The organism is Cupriavidus sp. PB-02 (genome assembly GCF_058252315.1).
Genome location: NZ_CM177694.1, coordinates 655,179 through 680,244, shown reverse-complemented (window position 1 = coordinate 680,244; position 25,066 = coordinate 655,179). Strand labels below are relative to the sequence as shown.

Here is a 25,066-nt window from a genome sequence, read left to right as displayed (position 1 = left end):
ACGGGAGCGCGCGACAGCGATGTGCGCGAGTTCGCGACGACATTGCCCACGCCGGAGCATCGCCTGGAGCAGCCAGGACGATGGCCTCCGAGGTGTCGCGTTGGTGCGTCGTCAGTGCGTCGCTTCAGTGAGCCGCTTGAGTGAGCCGCGTTAGTGCCCACCGTCAAGCCCAGGCCCCCTGTCCGAAAGCACCCGCTTATGCACAGCCGCATTTAATGCGTTTTTCCCGCACACTATGCGGCTGCCGGTGCAGGGCTGCTCAATGCTTTGACTGAAGGACTGAAACGCGACAGCTGCGTTTGCTCCGCGTTCGCCGCAGACGTTTATTGCAGACTGCCGTGCGAGATCCCGCCATGCCGTCAACATTCATATATTCGAATCGCGCCGTTGGCCCCGAGGCCATCGACGAAGAACTACAAGCCGCTGCTGAAGCCGGCTACAACGTGGACGCGCGCCACGCCTTCTGGGAGTGCGAGCCGGCCTCGGTGCCGGCTTTGCAGCGCCCCCGCCTGCGCGCACTGCAGCAGCAGGTGCAGGCCGGCGATGCCGTGGTCATGCTGCGCCTGTGCAGCATGGGCTGGAGCGTGCAGGAGGTGCTGGCCACCATCCGGCGCTTCCGCCTGCTGGGCGTGGCGCTCCATTGCGCGCAGCTGTCGCGCACGAACCTGTCCAGCGCCTCGCCACCCGAAGCGGTGGAGGTGTTGCGCGCCGTAGCAGCGCTGGAAGGCACCACGCGCAGCGTGCGCGTGCGCGAAAGCCTCGCCGCGGCCAAGGCGATGGGGCGGCAGGTCGGCCGTCCGCCCAAGCACACGCCCGAGCAGCGCAGCGCCATCCTGCATGCGCTGCGCGCCGGCCATTCGGTCAGCGAGATCGCGCGCCAGTTCAATACCTCGCGCCAGACGGTGCTGCGCATCCGCGCCGCGGAACCGGCCGTGCAGCCGGCGCGGCACGACACGCGGCCCTCTGCTGCGCCGGCCACGGAACCGGAAGCGGAAACTGCCGACGACTGACGCTGACCAGCCTCGGGCTGGCCGTGGGTCGACGTATTTACGCGCACCGTTGCAAGAATCCCATGCGTTGCCGGGCCGCGCGCGCCCACCTGGCGCCGCCCGCGGCTTGGAACGTTCCTTGCGAAAGTAGTCTGAGCAGAACGTCCCCGGCAACGAAGTCCTGCTGAACACAGCCCCGCCGCCGCGGGACCGGCACCCGAACCACCTTTGCAAGGCAACCGCGCAGCCCCGTCATGCGACGCCGCCCGACGCGGCCCTTGGCGCATCGACATGACTATCCGACTGCAGAAAGCCGTGGGCATGCCGCCGGCCCTGGCCGATCCGGCCGGCGGCGGCAGTGCGCTGACGCACGCGCAACTTGCTTCCACACCCTCTACCCCCTCGTCCCCGCCGTCATTGCATGCCCGCCCCGGCGGGCCGCGGCACTTCGCGCGCCCGACCGTGCTGCTTGAAACGCTGCTGGCCACGCGGCTGGAGTTGCTGAGCCGCGACCAGGCCTGGCCACCACACACCCTAGCGCGGCGCCAGGCGGTGCTGATGCAGCTGTGGCAGGAACGCCCGCCCGGCCTGTTCGAGCACGGCGGCACGGCTGAGAGCATCGCGCGCTGCCTGCACGCGGCGTTCGCCGAAGCCGCCGCGGGGCGCAGGCTGGAAGCCGCGCAGCAGTTCAAGCGCGCGTACTACCTGGTCTGCTGCACGGCCTCGGCCGGCACGCGTGTGCGGCTGCGCGCTGCGCCCGCTGCGTCCGGATATCGAGCATGAACCCGGCAGCGGCCGCGCCGCCGACGTCATGCCCGAGCGCAAGAAGCCCCCCGTCAGCCGCACTGAGCTGAACCAATGCCGTCGTTGCCCGCTGTAGCGCAACGCCACCCAGGGCGTGCCCGGCGAGGGGGCCGCGCACGCGGCCGCTGTAGCGCAACGCCACCCAGGGCGTGCCCGGCGAGGGGGCCGCGCACGCGCGCATCATGCTGGTGGGCGAGCAGCCCGGCGCGCAGGAGGACCTGCAGGGCTCTCCCTTTGTCGGCCCGGCGGGCCACCTGCTGGACGAGGCGCTGGGCAAGGCCGGCCTGGACCGTGACAAGCTCTTCATGACCAATGCGGTCAAGTGCCTCCGAGAGCGCGGGCAAGGCGGCCCGCGACGGCCTGCACGGCCAACCGCGCAAGGGCACCGGCGGCGCGTCCATCGACCAGACCCGCGTGCCTAACGCGAAGGGGCGCTGAGCCCCGCGGGCGCAGACTCGCCATCCTACGGATGGCGAACCCGATGCAACGCTTTGCGGACAAGGTCCCGCCGGTCGACGGCGGGCTGATGGCCTCGAACGGACAGCCGCACCAGGCGTTGCGGAAGGCGTTTCAGACCGGCAGGCCCTTCGCGCGCAGCGCTGCATCGAAGCGCTCCGGATCCGATGTGCCGGCCGCGTTATCCGCGCGAATCCTGGCTTCTTTCTTCAGGTGTGCCCGGCAGCGTTCGAGAACGTCGGCAGCCTCGGCGGCGGGCACTGCGATCACCCCATCCGCATCGCCGACGACGAGATCACCGGGCAACACCGCCAGACCCGCGCAGGCAAGGGCAATGTTGATCTCCCCGGGGCCATCCTTGCCCGGTCCGCGATGGGTGTGCCCCCTGGCGAAGATGGGCATGCCGTCCTGCGCCCATTCGCACAGGTCGCGGACGGCCCCGTCGATGACCAGTCCGCCCAGCTTCTTCGCCATGCACGTCGTCCGCATCAGGCCGCCGACGATCGCCTGCGTGACATCGCCGCCGCCGTCGATCACCAGGACGTCGCCAGGCTGCACCATCATCAGGGCCTTGTGGATCATCAGGTTGTCCCCGGGGCGCACCCGGACCGTCACGGCGGGTCCGCACAGCACGGTGTCCAGGCGGGCATGGTATTGCCGCAAGCCGACCGTGCCGATGTTGCGGCTCATCGAGTCGCCGATGGCTGCGACCGGCATGTCGCGGAAAGCCTCCACGATATCCGGAGCGGGTCCGTCGACACGCGGGTTGATGCGGTAACCGGCGGGCCATTGCACTGGCGCGGTGGTTTCGGAAGTGGTCATCAGGGTCTCCAGGGATCAACGGTAATCGGGCGGTCAGGAAAAGACTTGCGGGTTGGCACAAGCGGAGCGTTCTGCCGGAACGCCGTCCAGACATCCCAGTACATTGCGGGCGGCGGCGCTCGCCATGGCGGCCAGCGCTGCGGGCGTGGAGCCGCCCACATGCGGTGTGAGCACAACGTTCGGCAGTGTCGAAAGCGGGCTGTCGGCAGGCAGCGGCTCGACAGCCATGGTGTCCAGCCCGGCGGCATAGAGCTGGCCACTCTGGAGGGCGGCGATCAGCGCAGCCTCGTCCACCACCTCACCGCGCGCCGTGTTGACCAGGATCGCGCCGCGCGGCATCCGGCTGAACGCGGCTTCACCGAGCATGTTGCGCGTGTGTTGGTTGAGCGGCACGTGCAGGCTCAACACGTCGGCACGCGGCAGGAGTTCGGCCAGCGACGGCAGCAGTTGCGCGCCATCGACCGGGCTGGGACCGTCCGTCAGCGCCGGATCAAACGCCACGACCTTCATGCCCAACGCAAGGCATACCGTCGCCACGCGCTGGCCGACCTGCCCGAAACCGGCCAGGCCGATGGTCTTTCCGCGCAGTTCCACGCCGTCCTGCGCGCGCGACCAGCGGCCCCCGTGCAACTCGGCATCCATCCAGCCGATGCGCCGCGCGGCGGCGAACATCAGGCCCAGCGTCATCTCGGCCACCGACTGCGCGTTTGCCCCCGGCGTGACGTAGACCGGAATGCCTCGGCGCGTGGCCGCGTCCACATCGATATTGCTGACCCCAACACCGTGCTTCGAAATCACCTTGAGCGTCGGACAGGATTCGATGGCCTTCGCCGATAGCCGGACCGTCCTCGAGATCACCGCGTCGATGGGCTCCGATGCCATGACGCGCTCCACTTCCTCCACGCTGTCAGGCTGGGACAGATAGAGCACGCGGGCGCCGGCCTGGGCGAGCAGTTCCACGCCGGCTGGCGCCAGCTTGGGAGCGGTGACGAAGATGGTAGTCATGACATTTCAATGTTGAAGCGCAAGCATTCAGACGGGGGACGGATCCGTGGAGCTTTTGCCGGGTGGGTGCAGAGAATTCGTTCGGAAGCTCATTCGAGCCTGATATTCGCCTCGCGGATCAGCGCGCCCCACTTCTGATGCTCGGTACGGATGTATTCGGCGAACTGCCTGGGCGTTCCACCCATGGGCGTACTGCCCTCGGCGGCCAGCTTGCCTTGCACGTCAGGGTTCTTCAGCGCCTTCTGCACCTCGGCGTTGATGCGGTCAACCACGGCCTGAGGCGTGCCTGCCGGCGCGATCAGGCCGGTCCAGGTGATCGCATCAAAGCCGGGGTACCCCGATTCGGCAACCGTGGGCACGTTCGCCAGCTCAGGTACGTTTTTTACACGTTGCGCGGAGCTCACCGCCAACGCGCGAACTTTCTTCCCCGCGAGTTGCGGAATCGCTGCCGCGGTATTGGCGAAATTGAGGTCCACCTGGTTGCCGAGCAGATCCACCATGGCCGGGCCGGCGCCCTTGTACGGCACGTTCAGCATCCGGATGCCCGCGCGCCGCTCCAGCATCTCGCCGGCAAGATGGCCTACCGTGCCGTTGCCGGCAAGGCCGATGCGCAGGGACTCTGGCTTGCTCTTCGATGCCGTAACGACGTCTGCCAGCGTCCTGAACGAAGACGCGGCATTGACCACCAGCACGACGGGCTGGGAGGCAACCGTCGTGATGGGTGCGAAGTCCTTCAGCGGATCGAACGGCATCTTCGGATAGAGCGCCGGGTTGATCGCGAGGTTGGCGGTCTGGCCCAGACCGATCGTGTAGCCGTCGGCCGGCGCCTTCGCCACCGCGTCGAGACCAACGTTGCCACCGGCACCGGGCCGGTTCTCCACCACGACGACCCAGCCCGCCTGCGACGTCAGCTTCTCCGCCACCAGCCGCGCAACCGTGTCGGTGCCGCCGCCGGGCGGAAACGGGACCACCAGCCGGATCGGCCTGGCTGGCCAGGCTTGCGCGAACGCACTGCCCGCGAGCATGGCAAGCGCGGCGGCAGCCGCGAGGAATCGCGTTTTCGTCATCATGTCTCCTGTGTTATGGCTTGTATTGTTGGCTGGCCAAATCATTCCGTCCATTTGATAATGTTCATGTTTTCATTCCTGGAAGTTATCGATGGACATCCAGCTTCGGGACCTCAGGTACTTTGAGGCAGTCGCCGAACTCGGCCACGTCGGCAAGGCTGCCGACCAGTTGGGGCGAACGCAGCCTGCGATCACGAAGGCGGTACAGCGGCTGGAAGATGCGTTCGGCAGCGCCCTGTTCGAGCGCAAAGGCCGCGGCATACACCTCACCGCGGTGGGCGAGGTGCTGCTCGCGCGGGCGCGCATGCTGCGCGGCGCAACGGAAGAGGCGCTCAGGGAGGTTGGCGACTTCGCCAGGGGGAACGCGGGACACGTCCGCATCGGCAGCGGACCGATTGCCGCCGAACATGTGTTGCCGGAGATCTGCAATCTCCTTCTCGCCGAAGCGCCGGAGACCACGATCGAGATCACCGTCGCACCGAGCCTGGTTTTGCGGGAGCGCCTCAGGGAAGGTGCGATCGACCTGCTGATCGGCCTCATGCCCGAGTCCGACGACGCCTTCGTCAGTTGCGCCATCGTCGAGGACGTGGTCGTCGTTGCGGCGAGCCGCAATCACCCGGTCTTCGACCTGCCCCGCATCACGATGAAATCACTGCTGTCGTGGCGCTGGGTATTGCCGGCCCGGTCCATCCCCAGCCGGCAATGGCTCGATGCGGCCTTCCAGTCGCATGGCTTGCCGCCGCCCACGGCGCAGATCGATGCGAACTCGATCCCCCTGCTGCCACGCCTCATTGCGAAGAGCGAGCTGCTCAGCTTCCTGTCCCGCCACACGCTGGCTGCCGGGAACGGCAGCCAGCACCCGCTGCGCGAAGTGCCGCTGAAGGAGGCAACGCTGAAACGCCGGCTCGGCGTGACATACCGGCGCGAAGGCTACCTGTCGCCTGCGGCGCATCGCCTGATGGCGCTCTTGCAGGAGCGTGGCGGGCGCTTGTTCAACGCAGGCAGGGGGGATGAATAGCGGCTTTGGTCACTGGGCGGCAGTCGCTACGTGAGGGCGCTGCAACGCCCTCACATCATTCGGCGCGATGGCGGACAGCAGATGTGCCACGTCCGGCGATTTGAAGATCGATCGCGTCAGCGAACTTTCAAGGCATACCGACAGCGCCGTGCAAGGAATCGCGACTGCCGCGCGCGTTCCCCGCCGACACCAGTTGCTCAGTTCAACCCACCCGGGTTCTGCGCCGCACCGCGCTGCTTCGCCTTGGCCGCCCAGTACGCGCCAACCTGCCGCTCGGTCACCTCGCCCTTCTTTTTTGTGTCGATCAGGTCGAACTGCTTGTAGACCTCCGGCATACCGGCCTGCGCTTCGTCACGGGTCAGCTTGCCATCGTGGTTGGCGTCCGCCGCCTTGAACTTCTCGGAGAATTTCGCCATGGCTTCCTTGGGATTCATTGGCTGTTGCTGGGCGCCGATGGTTCCGGAGGCGAAGCATGCGGCCAGCGCCAGGCCGGCAAGCGAAAGCTGTCGTGCAATCATCAGAGTCTCCCTGGATATTTGGATGGCGAGTGCAGTCGGCCTGACGGTCGTCCGCAACGGGCCAGTATTTGCAGAGATCGGGGGGCAATGACTTCCCGGGCCCTGCCTGAGATCATCGTCGGCTTTCAGTGATTGGGGAATTCAGTTATTTCGATTTCCGATATAAGAGCCCTCCCAAGGAAATGACACGCCGCTCATTCCGGCTTGAAGTCGATCGACTTCAGCACGGCGCCGATGCGCGCGTAGTCGCTGCGCAGCGATTTCGTCATCTCTTCGGGCGTGCGCGGCTGGCCCGCGTCGAGGCCGAACTCTCTCAGGCGCTCACGCGTGGCCGGCTGCGCCATGACCTTCAGCGCGGCTTCGCGCAACCTGGCCTGCGCCGCGGCCGGGACGTCTGGCGTGACCCACAGGCCCAGCCAGACCAGCGCCTCGAGCTGGGGGTAGCCGAGTTCGGAGAAGGTCGGCACATTGGGCAGCATCGGCGAACGCTGGGGCAGGCTGACGGCGAAGGGCACGATCTTCCCGCTCTTGATCAGGGGAATCGCGTTCGGTATGCCTGCGAACATCAGCTGCACGTGCCCGCCCATCACGTCGGCGAGCGCCGGGGGCGTGCCCTTATAGCCGATGTGCGACATGTCGATGCCGACGGCGCGATTCAGCTGCAACCCCATCACGTGCGAGACGGTGCCGGGGCTGTAGGAGGCGTAGTTGACCTTGCCCGGATTCGCCTTCACGTAGGCAATCACCTCGGCGAGGTTCTTTGCAGGCAACGACGGATTTCCCACCATCACCAGCCCGCCGCGCGCGAGTTCGGCGATCGGCTTGACCTCCCTGAACATGTCGAAACGCAGCTTGACGATATGGGGGATCTCGCTGACCAGCGCATCGAGCGCAACCAGCATCGTGTTGCCGTCGTGCGCCGCCTGCGTCAGGTCGTTGACCGCGAGCGCACCGCCGGAGCCCGGCTTCGGCTCGACGATCACCGGCTGGTGCAGTTCCTTCTGCATGCCTTCGGCCAGCAGGCGCGACACGATGTCGAGGGAACCGCCGGCAGGCCCGGCTGCGATGATGCGAAGCGGCTTGTCGGACTGCACCTGCGCAAACGCCGCAGTTGGCGCCAGCATGGCGACCGCCATGCCCAGGACGACGCCGAGGCTGCGGGGGGAAAGGGAAATGGTCATGTCTCGCTCCTGTCTTTTGATGTCAGTGATTTGGGTCGAACGGTCGTGGAATACGATCAGGCCGGCTCCTGCGTCCCGCTTGTGCGATGGCGTGCGGCGTCTGCCTCGTAGCTGCGCGAAGCCAGGACGAAGAAGACCGCAGCCGCCAGCGCAAACACCGGCGCCAGCGTCAGTGCCAGCTTCAGGCCGAGAACGTCCGAGAACGCCCCGACGAGCAGCGGGCCTGGCGCAAGCCCAATCAGGTTGTTGGCCAGGGCGATGGTCGCCGTCACCGTCGCGCGCACGCCGGGATGGGTGACATCGCAAACGATGGCCCCGGAACAGCCGCCGTGCGCCGCGGCGAACAATGCGCCAAGGAAGATCAGGCCCAGGGCCAACGGACCGGGCGGCAGCGCGAACGCGGTGATTAGCACCAGGGCCGACAGCACCGCATAGGCGGCGGGCACCAGCACCCGGCGCCGCGGGTGCCTGGCGCTGAGCCGGTCCGCCAGACCGCCGCCAAAGATCATGCCGATGCCGGAAGCCAATACGGCCACGCCGGCCATCAGCCCGGCCTGCTTCACATCCATGCCCTGGTAGCGGCCGAGGTATGTCGGCAGCCATGCAATGAGGATCGCGGGTATTGCCATTTGCAATCCGCTCGCGATGTAGGTGAGATTGCCCGAGCGCGCGGCAAACACTTCGCGCGCGATCTGGCCGATGCGCAGCCGGGCCGGCGCGGCATCGCCCTGCCCCTCGGCGCTCAACGCGACGGTCTTGTAGTCGCGCACGACGAAGGGATAGATCACGGCCAGCAGCAGGCCCGGCGCACCCACGGCAAAGAACGCCATGCGCCACCCCGCCTGGGCCGCCACAGCGCCCCCGACGACCACGCCGAGTACGGACCCGAACAAGCCGGCCGACAGGAACGCGCCCAGCACCGCGGCGCGCTGCCTGGCGGGAAATACATGGGCCAGCAACGCGGCCCCCGCTGCACCGTAGGCCGCCTCGCCGAGGCCGACGAACATCCGCGCCAACAGCAACTGGCCATAGCTCTGCGCCAGGCCGCAGGCGATGGTCGCAAGACACCACACGAAGGCCATCAGCGTGATGCTTTTGACGCGTCCCCAGCGGTCCGAGACCAGGGAAATCGGCACGCACAGCACGCCCACGGCGAGCGAGACCACGCTCACCAGCATCCCGAGCTGCGAGTCGGACAGCGCCCATTCGGCTTTCAGGGCTGGGAAGACCGCGCCGATGACCTGGCGCGACAGGTAGTCGGACAGCATCAGGCCAAAGGTGAGCGCGAACACGGCCCATGCATAGGCACGCGACAGCCCGGTGGGCGCGTTCAGGGGGGTGTTGGCCGTTACGGCCGACAGGGTAGTGGTTTTCACGTCTGGCATCCCTTGGGTTAAGCCTTCTGGTCGAAGTGCGCTCAGATGTACGTCGGCCACGAGCGCATCTCGTGCTGGCCGATGCCGCCGTTGCGTTCGCGGCGATGGGTGGCCAATGCTTCGATCAGCCAGGCGCGGGTCTGCTGCGGGGCAATCACGGCCTGCACGCCGAAGGCGCCGGCCAGTGCGTAGGCCGAGGTATCGCGTGCCAGTTCGGCCTTCAGTTGGTCAAAGCGCGCCGGGTCGTCCTCGCGCTTGATGCCGTGGAGCACGCTGACACCGATCTGCGGGTCCATGAAGCTGGTGTCGGCGCTGGTCCAGGCCGCCACCTCGTCGCTGTTGCGGCCGCCGCCCATGTTGATATAGGCCTGGCCGTAGCTCTTGCGCAGGATTACTGACAGCTTAGGCACGCTGCACAGCTGCACGGCGTGAATCATGTTCATGATGTGCGCGGGTGCAGCCTTGCGCTCGCCCTCGATGCCAACCAGGAAGCCCGGCGTGTCGACCAGGAAGAGGACAGGAATGTTGAACGAATCGCACATCACCAGGAACGACGTGACCTTGCGGCAAGCCTCGGGGTCCATCGCGCCGCCCTTGAACATCGGATTCGAGGCGACGATGCCGACGCTCTCGCCATTCAGCCGCGCCAGGCCGGTCACCGCGGCACGACCGAAGCGATCCTTCAGGTTGAGGAAGCTGCCTTCGTCGACGATGCCAGCGATGACCTTGCGCATGTCGTAGGTCTTGCTGCGCGCGGACGGCACCAGTTCGAGGAGCTTGTCCGCGTCGGGCGCGATCGCCTCGGCAGCCGGAACGCTCGGCGGGCGGGCACCGGCGTGCGAGGGCAGGTAGCTGAGGAAGCGGCGGATCGCCGCGAGCGCTTCCTCGTCGCTGTTGACAATCACGTCCACCAGCCCGGTCTGCTCGGCATGCAGCTTCCAGCCGCCGAGTTCCTCGGGATCGACCGCTTCGCCGATGGCGAGCGACGTGACACGCGCGCTCGACACCGCGAGGAACGCGCCCTTGCGCATCACCACGAAATCGGAAAGGCAGGTGTACCAGGTCGACGAGCCCAGGCAGGGCCCGAGCACGGCGCTCACCCAAGGGATTTCACGCCGGCGGCAGTACTGCTGCGGGTCCTGGCCGGCACCGGCCATCGCTTCCGCGCCCAGGCTGTCAGGCACCCGCGAACCGCTCGACTCGCCCAGGAAGATCAGCGGCATGCCGCTGCGCGTGGCCGTCTCCTTCAAGCGGGCGATCTTGCGCATGTTGATCGCAGAGGACGACGCGCCCATGACCGTCATGTCGTTCGACACCACGGCCACGCGCCGCCCTTCGATGCGGCCGGTGCCGGTGATCTTGGCGTCGGCCGGTGAGCTGTCGCGATCGGCGGGCAGGAGCGAGACGGCCAGCATCCCGGTTTCGCTGAACGAGTCTGCGTCCAGCAGTTGCTCGACACGCTCACGCGCATTCAGGTGGCCGCTGGCGCGGCGCTTCGCGAGCTTGGCTTCGCCGCCCATCGCGAGAGCGTCAAGGACGCGGGCGTCGAGTTGGGCGCGTTGTTCTTCGTAGGTGGAGAGGCCTGCCCCCGCGACGTTGGTGGCGGGGCTGGATTGTGCGGATGTTGCGGATACTGCGGATGTGATTGTCATGTACGGTCTCCTCGCTCAGCGCATCGTGCGGCCGACCGGGCCGAGGCGGCGGGCGGTGGCCTGGTAGGCGTCTTCGACCCAGGCGCAAAGCAGCGGCCGCGTGCTCGCCGGTTCGATGATGTCGAGCACACCGAAGCGCTCGGCGGTGCGCAGCGGCGACGAGATCGCGTGGTAGTGCGCTTCAAGGTCCAGGCGGTGCGCGACCGGGTCGGCGGCGGCGGCGATATCCTGCTTGTAGGCCGCGGCGACGCCGCCCTCAACCGGAATCGAGCCCCAGCGTGCCGACGGCCACGCATAGCGGTTCGGCAGCGCGGTGCCCGACGGCCCGTGCCACGGGCTCAGCATGGCGCCGGCCAGGCCCACGCAACGCCGCAGCACGATCGCCAGCCAAGGCACGCCAGACTGCTCGATCGCATGCATGGCCTGCAGCGCGGCGGACAGCGTGCCTTCGCGTTCGGCGTCGGGGCCGGTCATCACGCCCGGCTGATCGGCCAGGTTGACGATGGGCAGGTGGAAGGTGTCGCACAGGTCGACGAAGCGCGCCATCTTCAGCGCGGCGGCGCGCGTCAGGGCGCCGCCCATCACCATCGGGTTGTTGGTCATCACGCCCACGGCATGGCCGTTCAGGCGCGCCAGGCAGGTGATGGTCGAGCCGCCGAAGTCCGGCGACATCTCGAACAACGAGCCTTCGTCGAAGATCGCCTTTAGGATCTTGCGTGCCTGGAAGACCTTGCGCTTGTCGGCGGGGATCGCCCGGTTGAGCCACTCGTCGCAGCGATCGACCGGATCCTCGCAGGCCACGCGCGGCGGCTGTTCCCACACATTGCCGGGAAGGTACGAAAGGAAACGCCGCGTGGCCTCCAGGGCCTGCTCTTCGGTTTCAACGGCCAGGCTCACCGCGCCGCTGAAACGGTGCATCGCGTCGTAGCCGCCGAGCCCCTCCTTGTCGATGTCGAGGCCCAACGCCTGCTTCACCACCGGCGGCCCGCCGGCGAAGACCTGGCTCTTGCCACGAATCATGATGGACAGATGGGCGGAACCGACCCGCACGGCGCCGAGCCCCGCGCAGGCGCCCAGCGCGATGCCGACCACAGGCACGGCGCCGAGCAGCTGCGTCATCGGCAACATGGCATAGCCCGGAATCTTGGTATGGCCGAGCTTGTCGAGCAGCTTGACGCTGCCGCCGGCGCTGTCGACCATGCGCACGATCGGCAGCTTGTACTCCCAGGCGTAGCGGTCGGCATAGATCCACTTTTCCGACACCGAACCTTCGGACGAGCCGGCGCGGATCGTGAAGTCGTCGGCCGCCACCACCGTGCGCCGCGCATCGATCTTGCCGATGCCGACCACCGCATTGCTGGGCGTGAATTGCTCGCGCTTGCGATCTGCACCGTACTTGACGGAACCGGCCAGCACGCCGATCTCGGCGAAGCTGCCGGCGTCGAGCAAGTAATCGATACGTTCGCGCGCCGTGAGCTTGCCTTGTGCGTGATGGCGCACGACCTGTTCCTCGCCGCCGAGTGCATGCGCGATGGCGCGGCGCTGTGTCAGCTCATGGAGTTCGTCCGTCCATTCGCCCGTAACAGGCTGGGTTGCGGGCTGCGTTGCGGGCTGGGTTGCCTGAGTCGTGTTCATTTGGAAATCGCTCCTTCTGCATGGCGCGCCAGATAGGCGTCGCGCAAGTCGTTCTTGGTCACCTTGCCGGCATGGTTGCGCGGCAGCGCGTCGACAAACTCGATCACGCGTGGTTTCTTGTAGCCGGCGATCAGCCCGGCGCAATGCCGGCCGAGCGCATCGGCGTCGCCGCTTTGTCCGGGCCGGCGCACCACGAATGCGGCGACCACCTCGCCCCACTCGGCGTCGGGCAGGCCCAGCACCGCCACCTCGGCTACTGCCGGATGCGCGTGCAGCGCGTCCTCGACTTCGCGCGCATAGACGTTGAAGCCGCCGCTGATCATCATGTCCTTGTTGCGGCCGACGATGTAGAGAAAGCCTTCGTCGTCGAAGCGGCCAAGGTCGCCGCTGTAGTACCAGCCGTCACGGATGGATTCGCGCTCCAGGTCTGGCCGGCGCCAGAACGCCACTGCGCCGATGCCCTGGTGCGCGAGCGCGATCTCGCCTACTTCACCGGTCGGCAAGGCTTGCCCGTCGGCATCGCGCACCGTGATCCGGACATTCGTGGTCGGCCGGCCGCACGAGGCGATGCGCGCCGAGGGCTGGCCGTGCTCCAGGTGCTCGTGCGGGTAGAGCACGGACAAGGGCTGGACCGCTTCGGTCATGCCGTATTGCTGGCGCAGGATCGGACCCAGCCGCTGCAACGCCTCGTGGATCGTGCTGGTTGGCGTCGGCGCGGTGCCGTAGTGCACGCGCCGCAGGGCAGACACGTCGGCTGCGGGGTTGGCGGCCAGCGCTTCAAGCAGGCGGCTCAGCATGGTAGGCACCACCATCAACTGGGTGATGCGATCGCTGGCGATCTGCGCCAGCACCTGCCCGGCATCGAAGCGGTCGGCCACGATATTGCGTGCCCCACGCAAGTAGCACGGCAGCAGGTGCACCCCGGCCGCATGGGTGAGCGGGCCGACGTGAAGCATCGCGTCGTCGATGCCGAGGCCGTATTCCATGGCACCAAACTGGTTGGCCAGGCGTGCCTCCCAGCGTTCGATGCTGTAGGCAACGCCCTTCGGCTGGCCGGTCGTTCCCGAGGTGTAGGCGATACGCAGCAGCAGGTCGGCCGGCACCTCAAGACCCGGGAAACGGTCCGAAGCGCAGGCGAGCAGCGCATCGAACCCGAGCACACCGGCGCCCTGCCAGCCCACGCCGATCACGTGGCGCAGCGACGGCACGAGATGGCGCACCTGCTGCGCAATCTCGCGAAACTCGGCGCCGGCGATCAGCACCGAAGCCTCGGCGTCGTTGAGGATCGCCGCCTGTTCGCGCAAGGTGTGGCGCGCGTTCAGGGCCACGTAGGTCTGCGCCGCCTTCTCGGCGCCGAACTGGCTGTCGATGCTCTCCACCGAGTTGTTGAGCAGCACGGCGAGCCGTTCGCCGGGACGCAGTCCCAGGCCGATCAGCGCGTTGGCGAGCTGGTTGCTGCGCCGTTCGATCTGCGTATAGCTGAAGCTGCGGTCGCGGAACACGACCGCGGGCCGGTCGCGAAACTGCCCAGCGGCCCATGACAAGGCATGGCCTGCGATTCTCTTTGCACTCATTGAAGCAAGTCCTTTGTTCGGAGGGCGGCATTCGCCCTTTCGTGTCCGGTGGCTTCGTGTCCGGCGCTCGCCGTGTCCGCCTCCAGTTGCCTGACGGCTTCGTGGCGCGAAGCGTCGATCAGGTGTTCGACGGCATTGGCCGCGCGGTTCACGTCGCCGGCCTTCAGGTCGTTCAGCAGCGCCCGCCAGGTGCGTGCCGATTCTTCGCGCCGCGCCGCGGTGGCCAGCCCGAGCTTTGTGTAGCGCCGCGTCTGCCGCGCCAGCGAGCCCAGGATTTCCGCCAGCCGCTCGTTCCCGGAACTGTCGGCCAGCATGCGCCCCAGTCGGTCGGTGATGGCGAGATAGGCGTCGCCCGGGCCGGAGCCCTGTACCACCGTTTCAAGCTCGCGCACTTCCGCGTCGAGCCAGGCAATGACCGCTTCGTTGCGGCGGCCAAGCCGGCGGATCATCGCTGCCACCAGGTCGCGGCGGATATCGAAGATGTCGCAGACCTCCTTGATGGAGAGCTGCGTGACGTGCGCGCCACGATTAGGCAGGATGCGCACGACCGAGTCCTTCTCCAGGATGCGCAGCGCTTCGCGCACCGGTCCGCGGCTGACCGCGAACTGCTCGGCGAGCGTTTCTTCGCGGATACGTTCGCCCGGCGCGTACTCGCCCCGTTCGATGGCCGCGAAGATGCGCTCTGCGATCTGCTCCGGCACCGTTTGCAAGTGATGCCCGGCACAGACGCGCATCGGCGCCCCTTGCCAGTCTCCTTCCGCGTCCGGGTGCTTCATGGCGCTCACTCTTCCTCGAAGACCGCGATTTCCTGCCCTTCGCGCACCGGCTCGCCCTCGGCGATCAGTAGCCTGAGCACCCGGCCGTCTTCGGGCGCCAGCACCGGGATCTCCATCTTCATGGATTCGAGAATCATGATGGTGTCGTCGGCCTGCAGCGCGGTGCCTGGCTCCACGACTACCTTCCACACGGTGCCGGTGATCTCGGATCGAATCGTCTCTGTCGTCATGTCGAGTTCCTGAATTAGCCCGACCCTACGTCGGATGACTGAACTTTATTCTACATTGTGATTGTTGACAATAGTAATGTGAGCATGATTTAATGAATCCATGCGCTGACGAAGACGCGCACACTTCCGTAGATGGAGACAAAGCCATGCCCCTATCCCATACCGACGTACGTCGTATCCTCGAAATCCTCGACAGCGCTGAACACCTGGAATCGCTGGACGTGACGGTCGGCGAGTTCGCGCTGCATGCGCGCAAGCCCGGGGCCGCTTCAGGCGCTTCCCAGCTGGCGCCTATGCCTGCGGCAACGCGAGCCGCCGCGCCGGCTCAAGCCCCCGCCACGACTGACGTGGCCGCCAGCCCGCCCCCCCTTGAAGATGTGCCTGCGGGCCTGATCGCAGTACGCGCGCCGATGGTCGGCACCTTCTATCTGCACCCCAGCCCCGAGCAGCCGGCCTTTGTCGCGGTGGGCAGCACGGTCAACATCGGCGACACGGTGTGCCTGGTCGAGGTGATGAAGATGTTCAACTCGGTCAAGGCCGAAGTGGCTGGCACCGTCGAGCGCATCGCGGTCGAGGACGGCAAGCCGGTGCAGCACGGCCAGATCGTGATGCTGATCAAGCCGGCACAGGAGGGCTGAATATGCACAACAATGCACAAGCCCCCGTGGCAAAGCGCAATATCCGGCGCGTGTTCGTCGCCAACCGTGGCGAGATCGCCGTGCGCGTGATCCGCGCCTGCCGCACCCTGGGCATCGAGGCGGTGGTAGGTGTTTCCGAAGCGGACACCGATACGCTGGCCGCCAGACTGGCCGACGAAGTAGTAGTGCTCGGTCCGCCGCTCGCTGCCGAGAGCTACCTGCGTGCCGACAAGATCGTCGAGGCGGCATTGCGCACTGGCTGCGACGCGGTGCATCCCGGCTACGGCTTCCTGTCCGAGCGCTCGTCGTTCGTGCGCGCCTGCCTCAAGGCCGGGCTGGTGTTCGTCGGGCCGTCCGCCGAAGCCATCGATGCGATGGGTGACAAGATCACCGCCGTGGGCCTGGCCGAACAGGCTGGCGTACCGCGGGTACCCGGCTCCGGCGCGCTGGCCGATGTGGCGCATGCGCGCCACGTCGGGGCGCAGATCGGCTACCCGGTGCTGATCAAGGCCACCGCTGGCGGCGGCGGGCGCGGCATGCGGGTGGTCAGGGATGAGAGCGAACTCGAATCGCTGATGCGCTCGGCCGCCAACGAAGCCCAGTCCGCGTTCGGCGACGCCACGCTGTATATGGAGAAATTCATTGAGCATGCGCGCCACATCGAGATCCAGGTGATGGCCGATGCGCACGGCAACGTGGTCTACCTGGGCGAGCGCGAGTGCTCGACCCAGCGCCGCCACCAGAAGCTGATCGAAGAGGCACCCTCCCCGGCGGTCGATGCGGAAATGCGCCAGGCCATGGGCGAATGCGCGGTGAGCCTGACGCGCAACGCCGGCTACTGCGGCGCGGGCACGATCGAGTTCGTGGTCGACCAGCGCGACAACAAGTACTTCTTTCTCGAGATGAACACGCGCATCCAGGTCGAGCACCCGGTGACGGAGATGATTACCGGCTTTGACCTGGTCGCCGAGCAGATCCGGGTTGCGGCCGGGTTGCCGCTGTCGTTCACACAGGACGACGTCCAGCTGCAGGGTCATGCCATTGAATGCCGTATCAACGCCGAGGACCCGGACCGCAACTTCCTGCCGCGTCCGGGGGTGATCTCGCGCTGGGACGTGCCCAGCGGCGAAGGCATCCGCGTCGATACGCATTGCTATGCTGGCTACACCGTGCCGCCCTACTACGATTCGCTGCTCGGCAAGCTGATCGTCCACGCAGCCACGCGCGAGCAAGCCATCGCACGCATGCGCGCTGCACTGGAGGGCCTGCAGGTCGAAGGCCCGACCACGACCGCGCGCTTCCATGACGCCGTGCTGGCGCATGAAGACTTCGTCGGCGGCCGGGTCACGACGCGCTGGGTCGAAGAGACCTTCCTGCCGCAGCGCAAGGCGGAGCAAAAGGCCGCCAAGGACGCCGCCAAACAGGCTGCCAAGGATGCGCAGGCTGCCGCCGAGGTGAAGTCATGAGCAAGCCCGCCCTGCGTTACACAGACGTCAGCCTGACCGACGGCCAGAGCGCGCGCTGGGCCGGCGCCATGACGACGCCGATGATGCTTGCCGTTGCCACCCGGCTGGCGGCAGTCGCCCCCGCGGCGATCGAAGTCGCTTCCCCGGCCACGCTGCAGCAATGCGTGGCGAGGGGCGAAGACCCCTGGCAGCGCGTCGAGCTGTTGCGCGAACGCTGCCCCGGCATTGCACTGCGCGCCGCCATTGCGCTGCTGACGGAACACGGCAGGCGCGGCATCGACGTGATCCCGACCGAGGCCGCCACGCTGTGGTTGCGCGAACTGGTGCAGCGCGGCGTGTCCGAGATCGTGCTGATCGACCCGATGGTGGAGATCGCGCGCATCGCGCCGGTGCTGAAGGCCGGCAAGGCGCTTGGCCTGACCATGATCGCCGCCCTGCCGTTTGCGCACGGCTCCACGCACAGCGACGATGCGCTGCAGGAGCAGGCCGCGGCACTGGCCGAGGCAGGCGCCACCCGCGTGATGCTGCGCGACGAGGCCGGCCTGCTGACCCCGGACCGGCTGGCCACGCTGCTGCCCGCGCTGCGCGCAGGACTGGGCACGGGACCGGGTGCCACACCTCTTGATCTCCATCTGCGCTGCCAGACCGCGCTCGGCCCCATGGTTGCGCTGGAGGCGGTACGGCTCGGCATCGACGGGCTCGACACCGCGTTCGCGCCACTGGGCAACGGCGCCTCGGTGCCGGCGCTGGGCACGCTGCTGAAATCGCTGCGCATGCTGGCACTGGGAACACCAGCCAGCGAGCAGACGCTGCATGCCGTCGGCGAAGCCGACCGGCTGCTCGCGGAACTGGCCGATCGCCACGGCTTTGCGCCGGCACGCCCCTGGGTCTTTGACATCGCCCCCTACGCGCACCAGTTGCCGGGCGAAGTCGCCGCGCAGTGCATGCAACGGCTGGCCGAACTGGGGCTGACGCACAAGCTGCACGCCTTTGCCAACGAGTGCGCGCTGATCCGCAGCGAGATCGGTATGCCACCGATGCTGGCGCCGTTCGCGCGGCCGATCGCGGAACAGGCGCTGCAGCATCTGCAGGGCCTGCCGCGCTATGCCGAGCTTCGGCCCGGCGTCCGCCGCGCCTTGCAACAGGTTCACGGCGCGGCGGCAGGCAACGTCGACGCCACGTTGCTCCAGCGTGTCGGTGCGGTGCCCAAGGCAGCGGCACCATCGCTCGCCGCATTGCGCGCGGCACATCCCACGTCGAATGACGCGGCGCTGGTGCTTTTCCTGGCCTGCGGCGTCGCACCGGAGGGGCTTCCCGCACCGGCTTCGCTGGAAGCGCTGCGTTATGTACCCACCACGCCAGCGGATGCACTCCTCGCCGGACTCACGGCACGCGCCGCCCGCTATGCACAGCTCAGCGTGCAGGGGCCCGGCGTTTCGATTCAACTCCAGGGCACGGAGGGCTGAACTCATGCTCGAAGACCTCAAGAAACTCGTTGCCGCGGAAACCGCGCGCACCGGCAAGCGCCGCACCATCCGCCTGACCGACGACACCCTGCGCGACGGCCAGCAATGCCTGTGGGCCACCCGCATGCGCACCGAGCACATGCTGCCGATCGCGGAACGCATGGACCAGGCCGGCTTCCTGTCGCTGCAGGCGATCGCGCTGGTGCAGTTCGATGCCAGCGTGCTGTTCCTGAACCAGGACCCGTTCGAGCGCATCCGCCTGCTGCGCGAGCGGTTCACGCGCACGCCGCTGCGCGCCGCCATCCGCAGCAACCTGATGCGTGGCTTCTTCCCGGTGGCCGACGACATCACCGAGCTCTTCGTCGAGCGGCAGATCGCCAACGGCGTCCGCGACATCGGCATCTTCGATGCGCTGATGTGCTCGGACAACCTCGCCCCCAGCATCGCCATGGCGCGCCGGCTCGGCGCCAACGTGACGCTCTTGCTCGGCTACAACATCGCGCCCGGCTATGACGACGCCTTGTATGTGCGCAAGGCGCGCGAGGCCGTCGAACGCTTTGGCGTGCAGACCGTCACGCTGGCCGATGCGGCCGGCATCCTGACGATCGACCGCGTACGCACCCTGGTGCCGGCAATGAAGCAGGCCATCGGTGATAAGGCACGACTGGAATTCAACACCCACTGCCTGACCGGACTCGGGCCCTTGCTCGCGCTCGAGGCCGCGGTGCACGGCGCCGACAGCATCCTGACGGCGGTGGACCCGATGGCCAACGGCAATTCGCTGCCGGCCAGCCAGATGATTGCGCGCAACCTGCGCGAGATCGGCTTCGACGTGGTGGTCAATGACGGCTTGCTCGACGAAGTGGGCGCGTATCTTGGCGCGCTGGCCGAGCGCGAAGGCCATCCGGTCGGCGTGCCTGCCGAATACGAGCCCAGCCACTACATCACCCAGTACGCGGGCGGTGCGATGAGCAACCTGGAATCGCAACTCAAGCTCGCCGGCATTTCCGACAAGCTGCCTGCCGTGCTGGAAGAGATCGGGCGGGTGCGCGTGGAGCTCGGCTCGCCGATCATGGTCACGCCTTATCCCGCCATCATCGGCGCGCAGGCGGTGATGAACGTGATCAACGGCGAGCGCTACAAGGTCGTGCCCGACGAAGTGAAGAAGTATGTCTGCGGGTACTTCGGTGCCCTGCCGCTGCCGGTCAACGCGAACGTGAAAGACAAGGTCATTGCCAACGGCTCGAAGGATGTGAGCCTGACGCCGCCCGTGATCGAACCGGTACTGCCGGGCTTGCGCAAGCGCTACAAGAATATCGGCGACGACGAACTGCTGCTGCGCTATATGTACGGCGACGAGAAGGTGAACGGCCTGGCGCCGACGGGCACGGGCGACAGCTTCAGCGTCCACCACCCGGTCGTCGATCTCGTGGCCGGCCTGGCACAGCGCCAGAGCAAGGCGAAGGTGCAGGTCTCCGGCAGCGATTTCTCGCTGAGCGCGAACTGAGGAGAGCCACATGAACGTTTCCCTCGCAAGGCCGCAGCCGATTCCCACCGTCGAAACCGTCCACTACTGGCGGGCGGCGGGCGAAGGCCGGCTCGAGCTCCAGTACTGCCGCGCCTGTTCGCGCCACCAGTTCTACCCGCGCCGCTTCTGCACGCAATGCCTGTCCGACCAGCTCGAGTGGGTGCAGGCCAGCGGCCGCGGGCGGATCTACACCTACACCGTGTGCCATGTCGCCGCGCATCCCGCTTTTGCGTCGCACGTGCCCTATGCGATCGGCATGATCGAGCTCGACGAGGGCGTGCGCATGCTGGCAGGCATTGTCGATGCCGACCCCGATTGCCTTGCCGTCGGCGCGCCGGTTGAAGTGTGCTTTGAACGCATCAGCGACGACATCGCACTGCCAATGTTCCGGCTCACGGGCAGCGCCAGCGCCCGGCCCATTCCCGATACCGGAGACAAACCATGATCATCGATTCCTTCGACGCCGGCGCCACGGCATTTCCAGACCGCATCTTCGTCCAGGGTGGCGACGTGCGCATGAGCTACCAGGACGCGGCCGGCGCATCGCATGCGGTTGCCGCCGCGCTGGTGCGCGACGTACAACCGGGCACGCATGTCGGCGTGCTCTCGCCCAATCATCCGATGGTGCTGCCGGCGATGCTGGGCGTGATGCGCAGCGGCGCGGTGTTCGTACCGCTCAACGCGCGCGATCCCATCGAGGACATCATCTGGTTCGCCAGTTTCTGCGAGATCACGGTGCTGATCTGCCACGCACAATATGCGCCCCATCTCGAACGCCTGAAGCGGGAAATCCCGACGCTCGGACGCGTCATCGGGCTGACCGAGCCGCTGGAACCGAACGGCCACTACATCGCGCAATGGGTGAAGGACTTCGCCGGGAAACGCGTGACGGTGCGGCGCGAAGCCGACGACATCGCGATCATCAAGTCCTCCGGCGGCACCACCGGCCGCCCGAAGGCGATCATGCAGAGCCACCGCTCGCTCGAGACGGCGTACCGGATCAGCAACCAGTTCATGCCGCCGCGCAAGGACCCCGTGCACCTGGTGGTGGCGCCGCTCACGCATGCCGCGGGCGCTACGATGGTGGCACTGGCACGAATCGGCGCGCGCAACGTGATCGCGCCGTCGGCCGATCCGGGCGTGATCCTCGAAGCGATCGAGCGCGAACGCGTGACGCATATCTTCCTGCCGCCCACCATGATCTATCGCCTGCTCGCCCACCCCGATGCGCGCACGCGCGACTGCTCCTCCCTCGAGTACGTGCTGTATGGTGCCGCGCCGATGTCGGTCGACAAGCTGCGCGAAGGCATTGCCCTCTGGGGCCAGGTGTTCATGCAGAGCTATGGCCAGTCGGAAGTGCCCGGAGTCATCACCTGCCTGTCGCGCAAGGACCATTTCGTGCACAACGACCCCGAGCTCGACAAGCATCTCGCCTCCGCCGGCCGCCCGTCAGGCGCCTGCGAGGTTGCGCTGATGGACGACGAGGGCAATATCGTGGGCACGGGCGAACGCGGCGAGATCGTGGCCCGCGGCGACCTCGTTTCGCCCGGCTATTACAACAACCCCAAGGCCACCGCCGAGGCGCGCGCGTTCGGCTGGCACCATACCGGCGACATCGGCGTGTTCGACGAGAACGGCTACCTGTATGTGGTCGATCGCAAGAAGGACATGGTCATCTCCGGCGGCTTCAACATCTACCCGAGCGAGATCGAGCAGGTGATCTGGGGACATCCCGCGGTGCAGGACTGCGCCGTGGTTGGCGTACCCGACGCCGACTGGGGCGAGCGCCTGACCGCCGTGATCGAGCTCAAACCCGGCTGCAATGCCACCGCCGACGAGATCGTCGATCTGTGCCGCAAGCGCTTCGGCAGCCTGAAGACGCCCAAGCAGGTGGAATTCTGGCCCACGCTGCCACGCAGCCCGGTCGGCAAGGTGCTGAAGAAGGATGTGCGATCGCAGCTTACGGCTGCATCAAAGCCGGTTTGAATGGATGGACATGGACCCGAAAGCACTGAGTGGCCGCTATGCCATCGCGGGCGTCGGCGAGGCGGGCATGGGCAAGGCCCAGCCGGGCGACACCGCGTTGTCGCTGCAATGCGAAGCGGCGCGGCTCGCGATCCTGGACGCGGGGCTGAAGCCCTCTGACATCGACGCCGTTTTCGCGCACTGGGATGACCGCGCCGCCGGCTTGCTGGTGACCGAGTACATGGGGCTACAACCGCGCTATGTCGACAGCACCGTGGTCGGCGGGCAATCCAACCTGACGCATATCGTCCACGCGATGGCGGCGATGGAGGCGGGCCTGTGCAATGTTGCGCTGATCACCTATGGCAGCACACAGCGCCTGGACCGCAGCCGCGCGCGCGGCGGCCACGCGCAGGATGCCCGCGTGCCGAACGGCCAGTTCGTGCAGCCGTATGGCATGCTGAGCCCGATCGGCTTCTACGCGATGCAGGCACGCCTGCACATGCACCGCTACGGCACGCGCGCCGAAGACCTTGGGGAAGTCGCGCTGGCGGCCAGGCGCTGGGCGCAGCTCAATCCGCATGCGGTGGCGCGCGAGCCGTTGACCATGGCCGACTACCTGGCCTCGCCCATGGTTGCCGACCCGCTGCGCAAGCTCGATATCTGCCAGGTCACCGACAGCGCCGGCGCCATGGTGCTGGTGCGGACCAGGCGCGCGCGCGACTTGCGCCGCCCGCCGGTGCTGGTGCAAGGGTTCGCGGAGCAATATATCCAGCACGCCACGCCGTTTGGCATGGACGACTGGATCGACAACGGCGTGCTCGCGGAGATGGGCCGGCTGGCCTTGGAGCGCGCCGGCCTGAGCCGTAGCGAGATCGACATCGTGCAGATCTACGACGCGTTCACCAGCAACGTGCTGATCGGCCTGGAGGCGCTGGGATTCTGCGGGCGCGGCGAAAGTGGCGCCTTCGTGCAAGGGGGACGCATCGCGCCGGGAGGAGCGTTCCCGCTGAATACCTCGGGCGGCGGCTTGTCCTTCAATCACGGCGGCATGTTCGGCATGCCGCTGATGATCGAGTCGGTCCGTCAGCTACGCGGGGATTGCGGGGAGCGCCAGGTGCCTGGCGCTCGCAACTGCCTGGTGCAGGCAGGCGGCCTGGTCATGTCCGCGTATATGGTGATGGTGCTGGGCACGGCTTAGCGGGTTATGCCATGACACCAGAAGCCAGTCTGCCAGCCTGTGCCCGCCGCTCAGTTTCCGGCGGCGCGCGGCGCGGCATCCCGCTGCGCTTCGAGCTGCCTGATCGCCTCGCGCATCGAATCGCCGATCAGCTTTTCGACCGCTTCCGCCGCGGCATCGAGGTTGCCCGACTTGAGGCCCTTCTGCAGCGTGCGCCAGTTGCGTGCCGATTCCTTGCGCCGTGCCGGCGTGGACAGGCCAAGCTGGGTGTAGCGCAGCGTCTGCCGCGCCAGCGAACCCAGGATCTCGGCCAGGCGCTCATTGGTGCAAGCCTCGCGCAGGATGCGCCCCAGGCGGAACGAGGTTTCGATGAAGGCGGCGGCGCCGTCCGGCTCCTGCGCCAGCGTTTCCAGCGCGCGCACGTCGGCTTCGATGGTCGCCGCAAGCTGCGCCGCCTCTTCCGTGCTCAGCCGGCTGATCATGGTGCCGGACAGCTTGCCGCGGATCTCAAAGATATCGGCGACTTCCTTGATCGAGAGCTGGGTGACGTGGGCGCCCTTGTTGGGCAGGATGTTCACCACCGAATCCTTCTCAAGGATGCGCAAGGCCTCGCGCACCGGTCCGCGGCTGACTGCGAACTGCTCGGCCAGCCCTTCTTCGCGGATGCGCTCGCCCGGGGCGTACTCGCCGTTCGCGATGGCGGTGAAGATGCTATCGGCGATCTGCTCAGGCAGTGTCCTCAGTTGGCGGCTGGCGGGACGATTGGATTGTGTGGTCATGTCGAAAACTCGAAACTGCGCAATTCAGGAACTACGATTGTAGACAAACGCAATGTAAGCATGAGATTAGACCACAACTGCGTGGGGAAGATCACGAGCCACAGCGAGAGACTGCGCTGAATCACGACGAACCATCATGTCAAAGCCCCAGATCCTGACCTATATCGATGCCGGCACCTCCGACGGCACCGCGCGCCTGATGCGCACCATCGGGCAGCAGCTTCGTTCCGGTGCGTACGAAATCCGTGCGGTCATGGCCGATGACATCCGGCATGACGCATCGCTCTTCGATGACGCGGTGCTGTTCGTCATGCCGGGCGGTGCCGACCTGCCCTATTGCGCGGCGCTGAACGGTGCCCCCAACGCGCGTATCCGGCGCTTTGTCGAACAAGGCGGGGTCTACCTTGGCATCTGCGCGGGTGCGTACTACGCGTGCAGGGAACTCGCCTTTCACGCCGGCAGCGCGGGCGAGATTTGCGGCACGCGGGAGCTGAGCTTCGTGGATGCGGTCGCGGTTGGCTCCTTGCCCGAACTCACGGGAGGCGTCGCCTATGACGGCACGCCGCGCAGCACCGCCGCGGTGGAGATCCGGACGACGGACCGGCTGACCACTGCCCCGGTGTCGCTTTACACGCACTACCACGGCGGCTGCCGCTTCGATTTCGGCCATGCCCCGGGGCCCGAGGCCGAGGTGCTGGCCGTCTATACCGGCATCGAAGGCGACCCGCCCGCGATCGTGAGCTCACGCGTGGGCAAGGGCAGCGCGATCCTGACCGGCGTCCACCTGGAGATCTCGGAGCGCGAGTGCAAGGACGCCTTGCTAGGCCACAGCGACAGGACCGCGCACGTCCACGTCTGCCAGAGGCTGGCGCAGACCGGCGAGGCGCGACTGGCGGTGTTCCGCCAGTTGCTGGTCCATGCCGGCCTCGCGCTGGGATGAC

At 67.1% G+C, this 25,066-nt stretch carries 24 protein-coding genes; 12 read left to right on the top strand and 12 right to left on the bottom strand.

Annotation, left to right across the window (positions count from 1 at the left end):
- Positions 1-353 precede the first annotated feature (353 nt).
- The 3 genes from AC10V3_RS03270 to AC10V3_RS03260 all read left to right on the top strand — a co-directional run bounded on the left by AC10V3_RS03270 (position 354) and on the right by AC10V3_RS03260 (position 2,215).
- Complete coding sequence (locus tag AC10V3_RS03270; RefSeq protein WP_349605647.1) at positions 354-1,010, top strand: recombinase family protein; 657 nt, start codon at positions 354-356, stop codon at positions 1,008-1,010.
- Positions 1,011-1,280: 270 nt separating this feature from the next.
- Positions 1,281-1,772: a hypothetical protein gene (locus tag AC10V3_RS03265; RefSeq protein WP_349605645.1), complete on the top strand. Its 492-nt coding sequence runs from the start codon at positions 1,281-1,283 to the stop codon at positions 1,770-1,772.
- Positions 1,773-1,942: 170 nt separating this feature from the next.
- Complete coding sequence (locus AC10V3_RS03260) at positions 1,943-2,215, top strand: uracil-DNA glycosylase family protein (RefSeq protein ID WP_349605643.1); 273 nt, start codon at positions 1,943-1,945, stop codon at positions 2,213-2,215.
- Between the two features lie 148 nt (positions 2,216-2,363).
- On the opposite strand, the gene AC10V3_RS03255 is transcribed toward AC10V3_RS03260, so the two are convergent.
- The 3 genes from AC10V3_RS03255 to AC10V3_RS03245 form a co-directional block, all read right to left on the bottom strand.
- Positions 2,364-3,071, bottom strand: a complete 708-nt coding sequence (locus AC10V3_RS03255; RefSeq protein ID WP_349605642.1) for an RraA family protein — start codon at positions 3,069-3,071, stop codon at positions 2,364-2,366.
- A 33-nt stretch (positions 3,072-3,104) separates the two neighbouring features.
- The gene (locus AC10V3_RS03250; protein WP_349605641.1) at positions 3,105-4,076 is read right to left on the bottom strand and encodes a hydroxyacid dehydrogenase; all 972 of its coding nucleotides are present in this window, start codon (positions 4,074-4,076) and stop codon (positions 3,105-3,107) included.
- Between the two features lie 89 nt (positions 4,077-4,165).
- Positions 4,166-5,146 (bottom strand): tripartite tricarboxylate transporter substrate-binding protein, encoded by a 981-nt coding sequence (locus AC10V3_RS03245; RefSeq protein ID WP_349605640.1) that lies wholly within the window; start codon positions 5,144-5,146, stop codon positions 4,166-4,168.
- Positions 5,147-5,234: 88 nt separating this feature from the next.
- Between AC10V3_RS03245 and AC10V3_RS03240 the strand changes: the two genes are divergently transcribed.
- On the top strand, positions 5,235-6,161 hold the full coding sequence (locus tag AC10V3_RS03240) for a LysR family transcriptional regulator (protein ID WP_349605639.1): 927 nt from the start codon (positions 5,235-5,237) through the stop codon (positions 6,159-6,161).
- A 197-nt stretch (positions 6,162-6,358) separates the two neighbouring features.
- Here the strand turns inward: AC10V3_RS03240 and AC10V3_RS03235 are convergent, their stop codons facing one another.
- From AC10V3_RS03235 to AC10V3_RS03200, 8 genes are all read right to left on the bottom strand, one after another.
- Positions 6,359-6,679 carry an EF-hand domain-containing protein gene (locus AC10V3_RS03235; protein ID WP_349605638.1) on the bottom strand — a complete coding sequence of 107 codons (321 nt, stop codon included), beginning with the start codon at positions 6,677-6,679 and terminating at the stop codon, positions 6,359-6,361.
- Between the two features lie 194 nt (positions 6,680-6,873).
- Complete coding sequence (locus tag AC10V3_RS03230; protein ID WP_349605636.1) at positions 6,874-7,860, bottom strand: Bug family tripartite tricarboxylate transporter substrate binding protein; 987 nt, start codon at positions 7,858-7,860, stop codon at positions 6,874-6,876.
- A gap of 56 nt (positions 7,861-7,916) precedes the next feature.
- Positions 7,917-9,236 (bottom strand): MFS transporter, encoded by a 1,320-nt coding sequence (locus AC10V3_RS03225; protein ID WP_349605634.1) that lies wholly within the window; start codon positions 9,234-9,236, stop codon positions 7,917-7,919.
- Between the two features lie 41 nt (positions 9,237-9,277).
- Positions 9,278-10,888, bottom strand: coding sequence for an acyl-CoA carboxylase subunit beta (locus AC10V3_RS03220; protein ID WP_349605632.1), 1,611 nt, complete (start codon positions 10,886-10,888; stop codon positions 9,278-9,280).
- Between the two features lie 15 nt (positions 10,889-10,903).
- A complete protein-coding gene (locus AC10V3_RS03215; RefSeq protein WP_349605630.1) occupies positions 10,904-12,523 on the bottom strand; it encodes an acyl-CoA carboxylase subunit beta in 1,620 nt (539 codons plus the stop codon).
- The gene (locus AC10V3_RS03210) at positions 12,520-14,097 is read right to left on the bottom strand and encodes a class I adenylate-forming enzyme family protein (RefSeq protein ID WP_454751598.1); all 1,578 of its coding nucleotides are present in this window, start codon (positions 14,095-14,097) and stop codon (positions 12,520-12,522) included. Before AC10V3_RS03210 ends, AC10V3_RS03215 begins: the two co-directional genes overlap by 4 nt.
- Positions 14,094-14,873, bottom strand: a complete 780-nt coding sequence (locus tag AC10V3_RS03205; RefSeq protein WP_349605628.1) for a GntR family transcriptional regulator — start codon at positions 14,871-14,873, stop codon at positions 14,094-14,096. Before AC10V3_RS03205 ends, AC10V3_RS03210 begins: the two co-directional genes overlap by 4 nt.
- 5 nt (positions 14,874-14,878) lie before the next feature.
- Positions 14,879-15,103 carry a biotin/lipoyl-binding carrier protein gene (locus AC10V3_RS03200; protein WP_022533734.1) on the bottom strand — a complete coding sequence of 75 codons (225 nt, stop codon included), beginning with the start codon at positions 15,101-15,103 and terminating at the stop codon, positions 14,879-14,881.
- Positions 15,104-15,249: 146 nt separating this feature from the next.
- Between AC10V3_RS03200 and accB the strand changes: the two genes are divergently transcribed.
- The 7 genes from accB to AC10V3_RS03165 are packed head-to-tail and all read left to right on the top strand — an operon-like array spanning position 15,250 to position 23,367.
- Positions 15,250-15,741: an acetyl-CoA carboxylase biotin carboxyl carrier protein gene (gene accB, locus AC10V3_RS03195; protein WP_349605627.1), complete on the top strand. Its 492-nt coding sequence runs from the start codon at positions 15,250-15,252 to the stop codon at positions 15,739-15,741.
- Between the two features lie 2 nt (positions 15,742-15,743).
- A complete protein-coding gene (gene accC / locus AC10V3_RS03190) occupies positions 15,744-17,207 on the top strand; it encodes an acetyl-CoA carboxylase biotin carboxylase subunit (RefSeq protein ID WP_349605626.1) in 1,464 nt (487 codons plus the stop codon).
- The gene (locus tag AC10V3_RS03185) at positions 17,204-18,673 is read left to right on the top strand and encodes a hydroxymethylglutaryl-CoA lyase-like TIM-barrel protein (RefSeq protein ID WP_349605624.1); all 1,470 of its coding nucleotides are present in this window, start codon (positions 17,204-17,206) and stop codon (positions 18,671-18,673) included. The genes accC and AC10V3_RS03185 overlap by 4 nt, the downstream gene beginning before the upstream one ends.
- A gap of 4 nt (positions 18,674-18,677) precedes the next feature.
- The gene (locus AC10V3_RS03180) at positions 18,678-20,180 is read left to right on the top strand and encodes a carboxylase (RefSeq protein ID WP_349605623.1); all 1,503 of its coding nucleotides are present in this window, start codon (positions 18,678-18,680) and stop codon (positions 20,178-20,180) included.
- 10 nt (positions 20,181-20,190) lie between these two features.
- Positions 20,191-20,646 (top strand): Zn-ribbon domain-containing OB-fold protein, encoded by a 456-nt coding sequence (locus AC10V3_RS03175; RefSeq protein WP_349605622.1) that lies wholly within the window; start codon positions 20,191-20,193, stop codon positions 20,644-20,646.
- A complete protein-coding gene (locus AC10V3_RS03170; RefSeq protein WP_349605621.1) occupies positions 20,643-22,187 on the top strand; it encodes an AMP-binding protein in 1,545 nt (514 codons plus the stop codon). Before AC10V3_RS03175 ends, AC10V3_RS03170 begins: the two co-directional genes overlap by 4 nt.
- 10 nt (positions 22,188-22,197) lie before the next feature.
- Entirely contained in the window at positions 22,198-23,367 is a 1,170-nt protein-coding gene (locus AC10V3_RS03165; protein ID WP_349605620.1) for an acetyl-CoA acetyltransferase, read from the top strand.
- A 50-nt stretch (positions 23,368-23,417) separates the two neighbouring features.
- On the opposite strand, the gene AC10V3_RS03160 is transcribed toward AC10V3_RS03165, so the two are convergent.
- Positions 23,418-24,125 (bottom strand): GntR family transcriptional regulator, encoded by a 708-nt coding sequence (locus AC10V3_RS03160; RefSeq protein WP_022533726.1) that lies wholly within the window; start codon positions 24,123-24,125, stop codon positions 23,418-23,420.
- A 136-nt stretch (positions 24,126-24,261) separates the two neighbouring features.
- Between AC10V3_RS03160 and AC10V3_RS03155 the strand changes: the two genes are divergently transcribed.
- The gene (locus AC10V3_RS03155) at positions 24,262-25,065 is read left to right on the top strand and encodes a BPL-N domain-containing protein (RefSeq protein ID WP_022533725.1); all 804 of its coding nucleotides are present in this window, start codon (positions 24,262-24,264) and stop codon (positions 25,063-25,065) included.
- The last annotated feature ends 1 nt before the right edge of the window (position 25,066 follow it).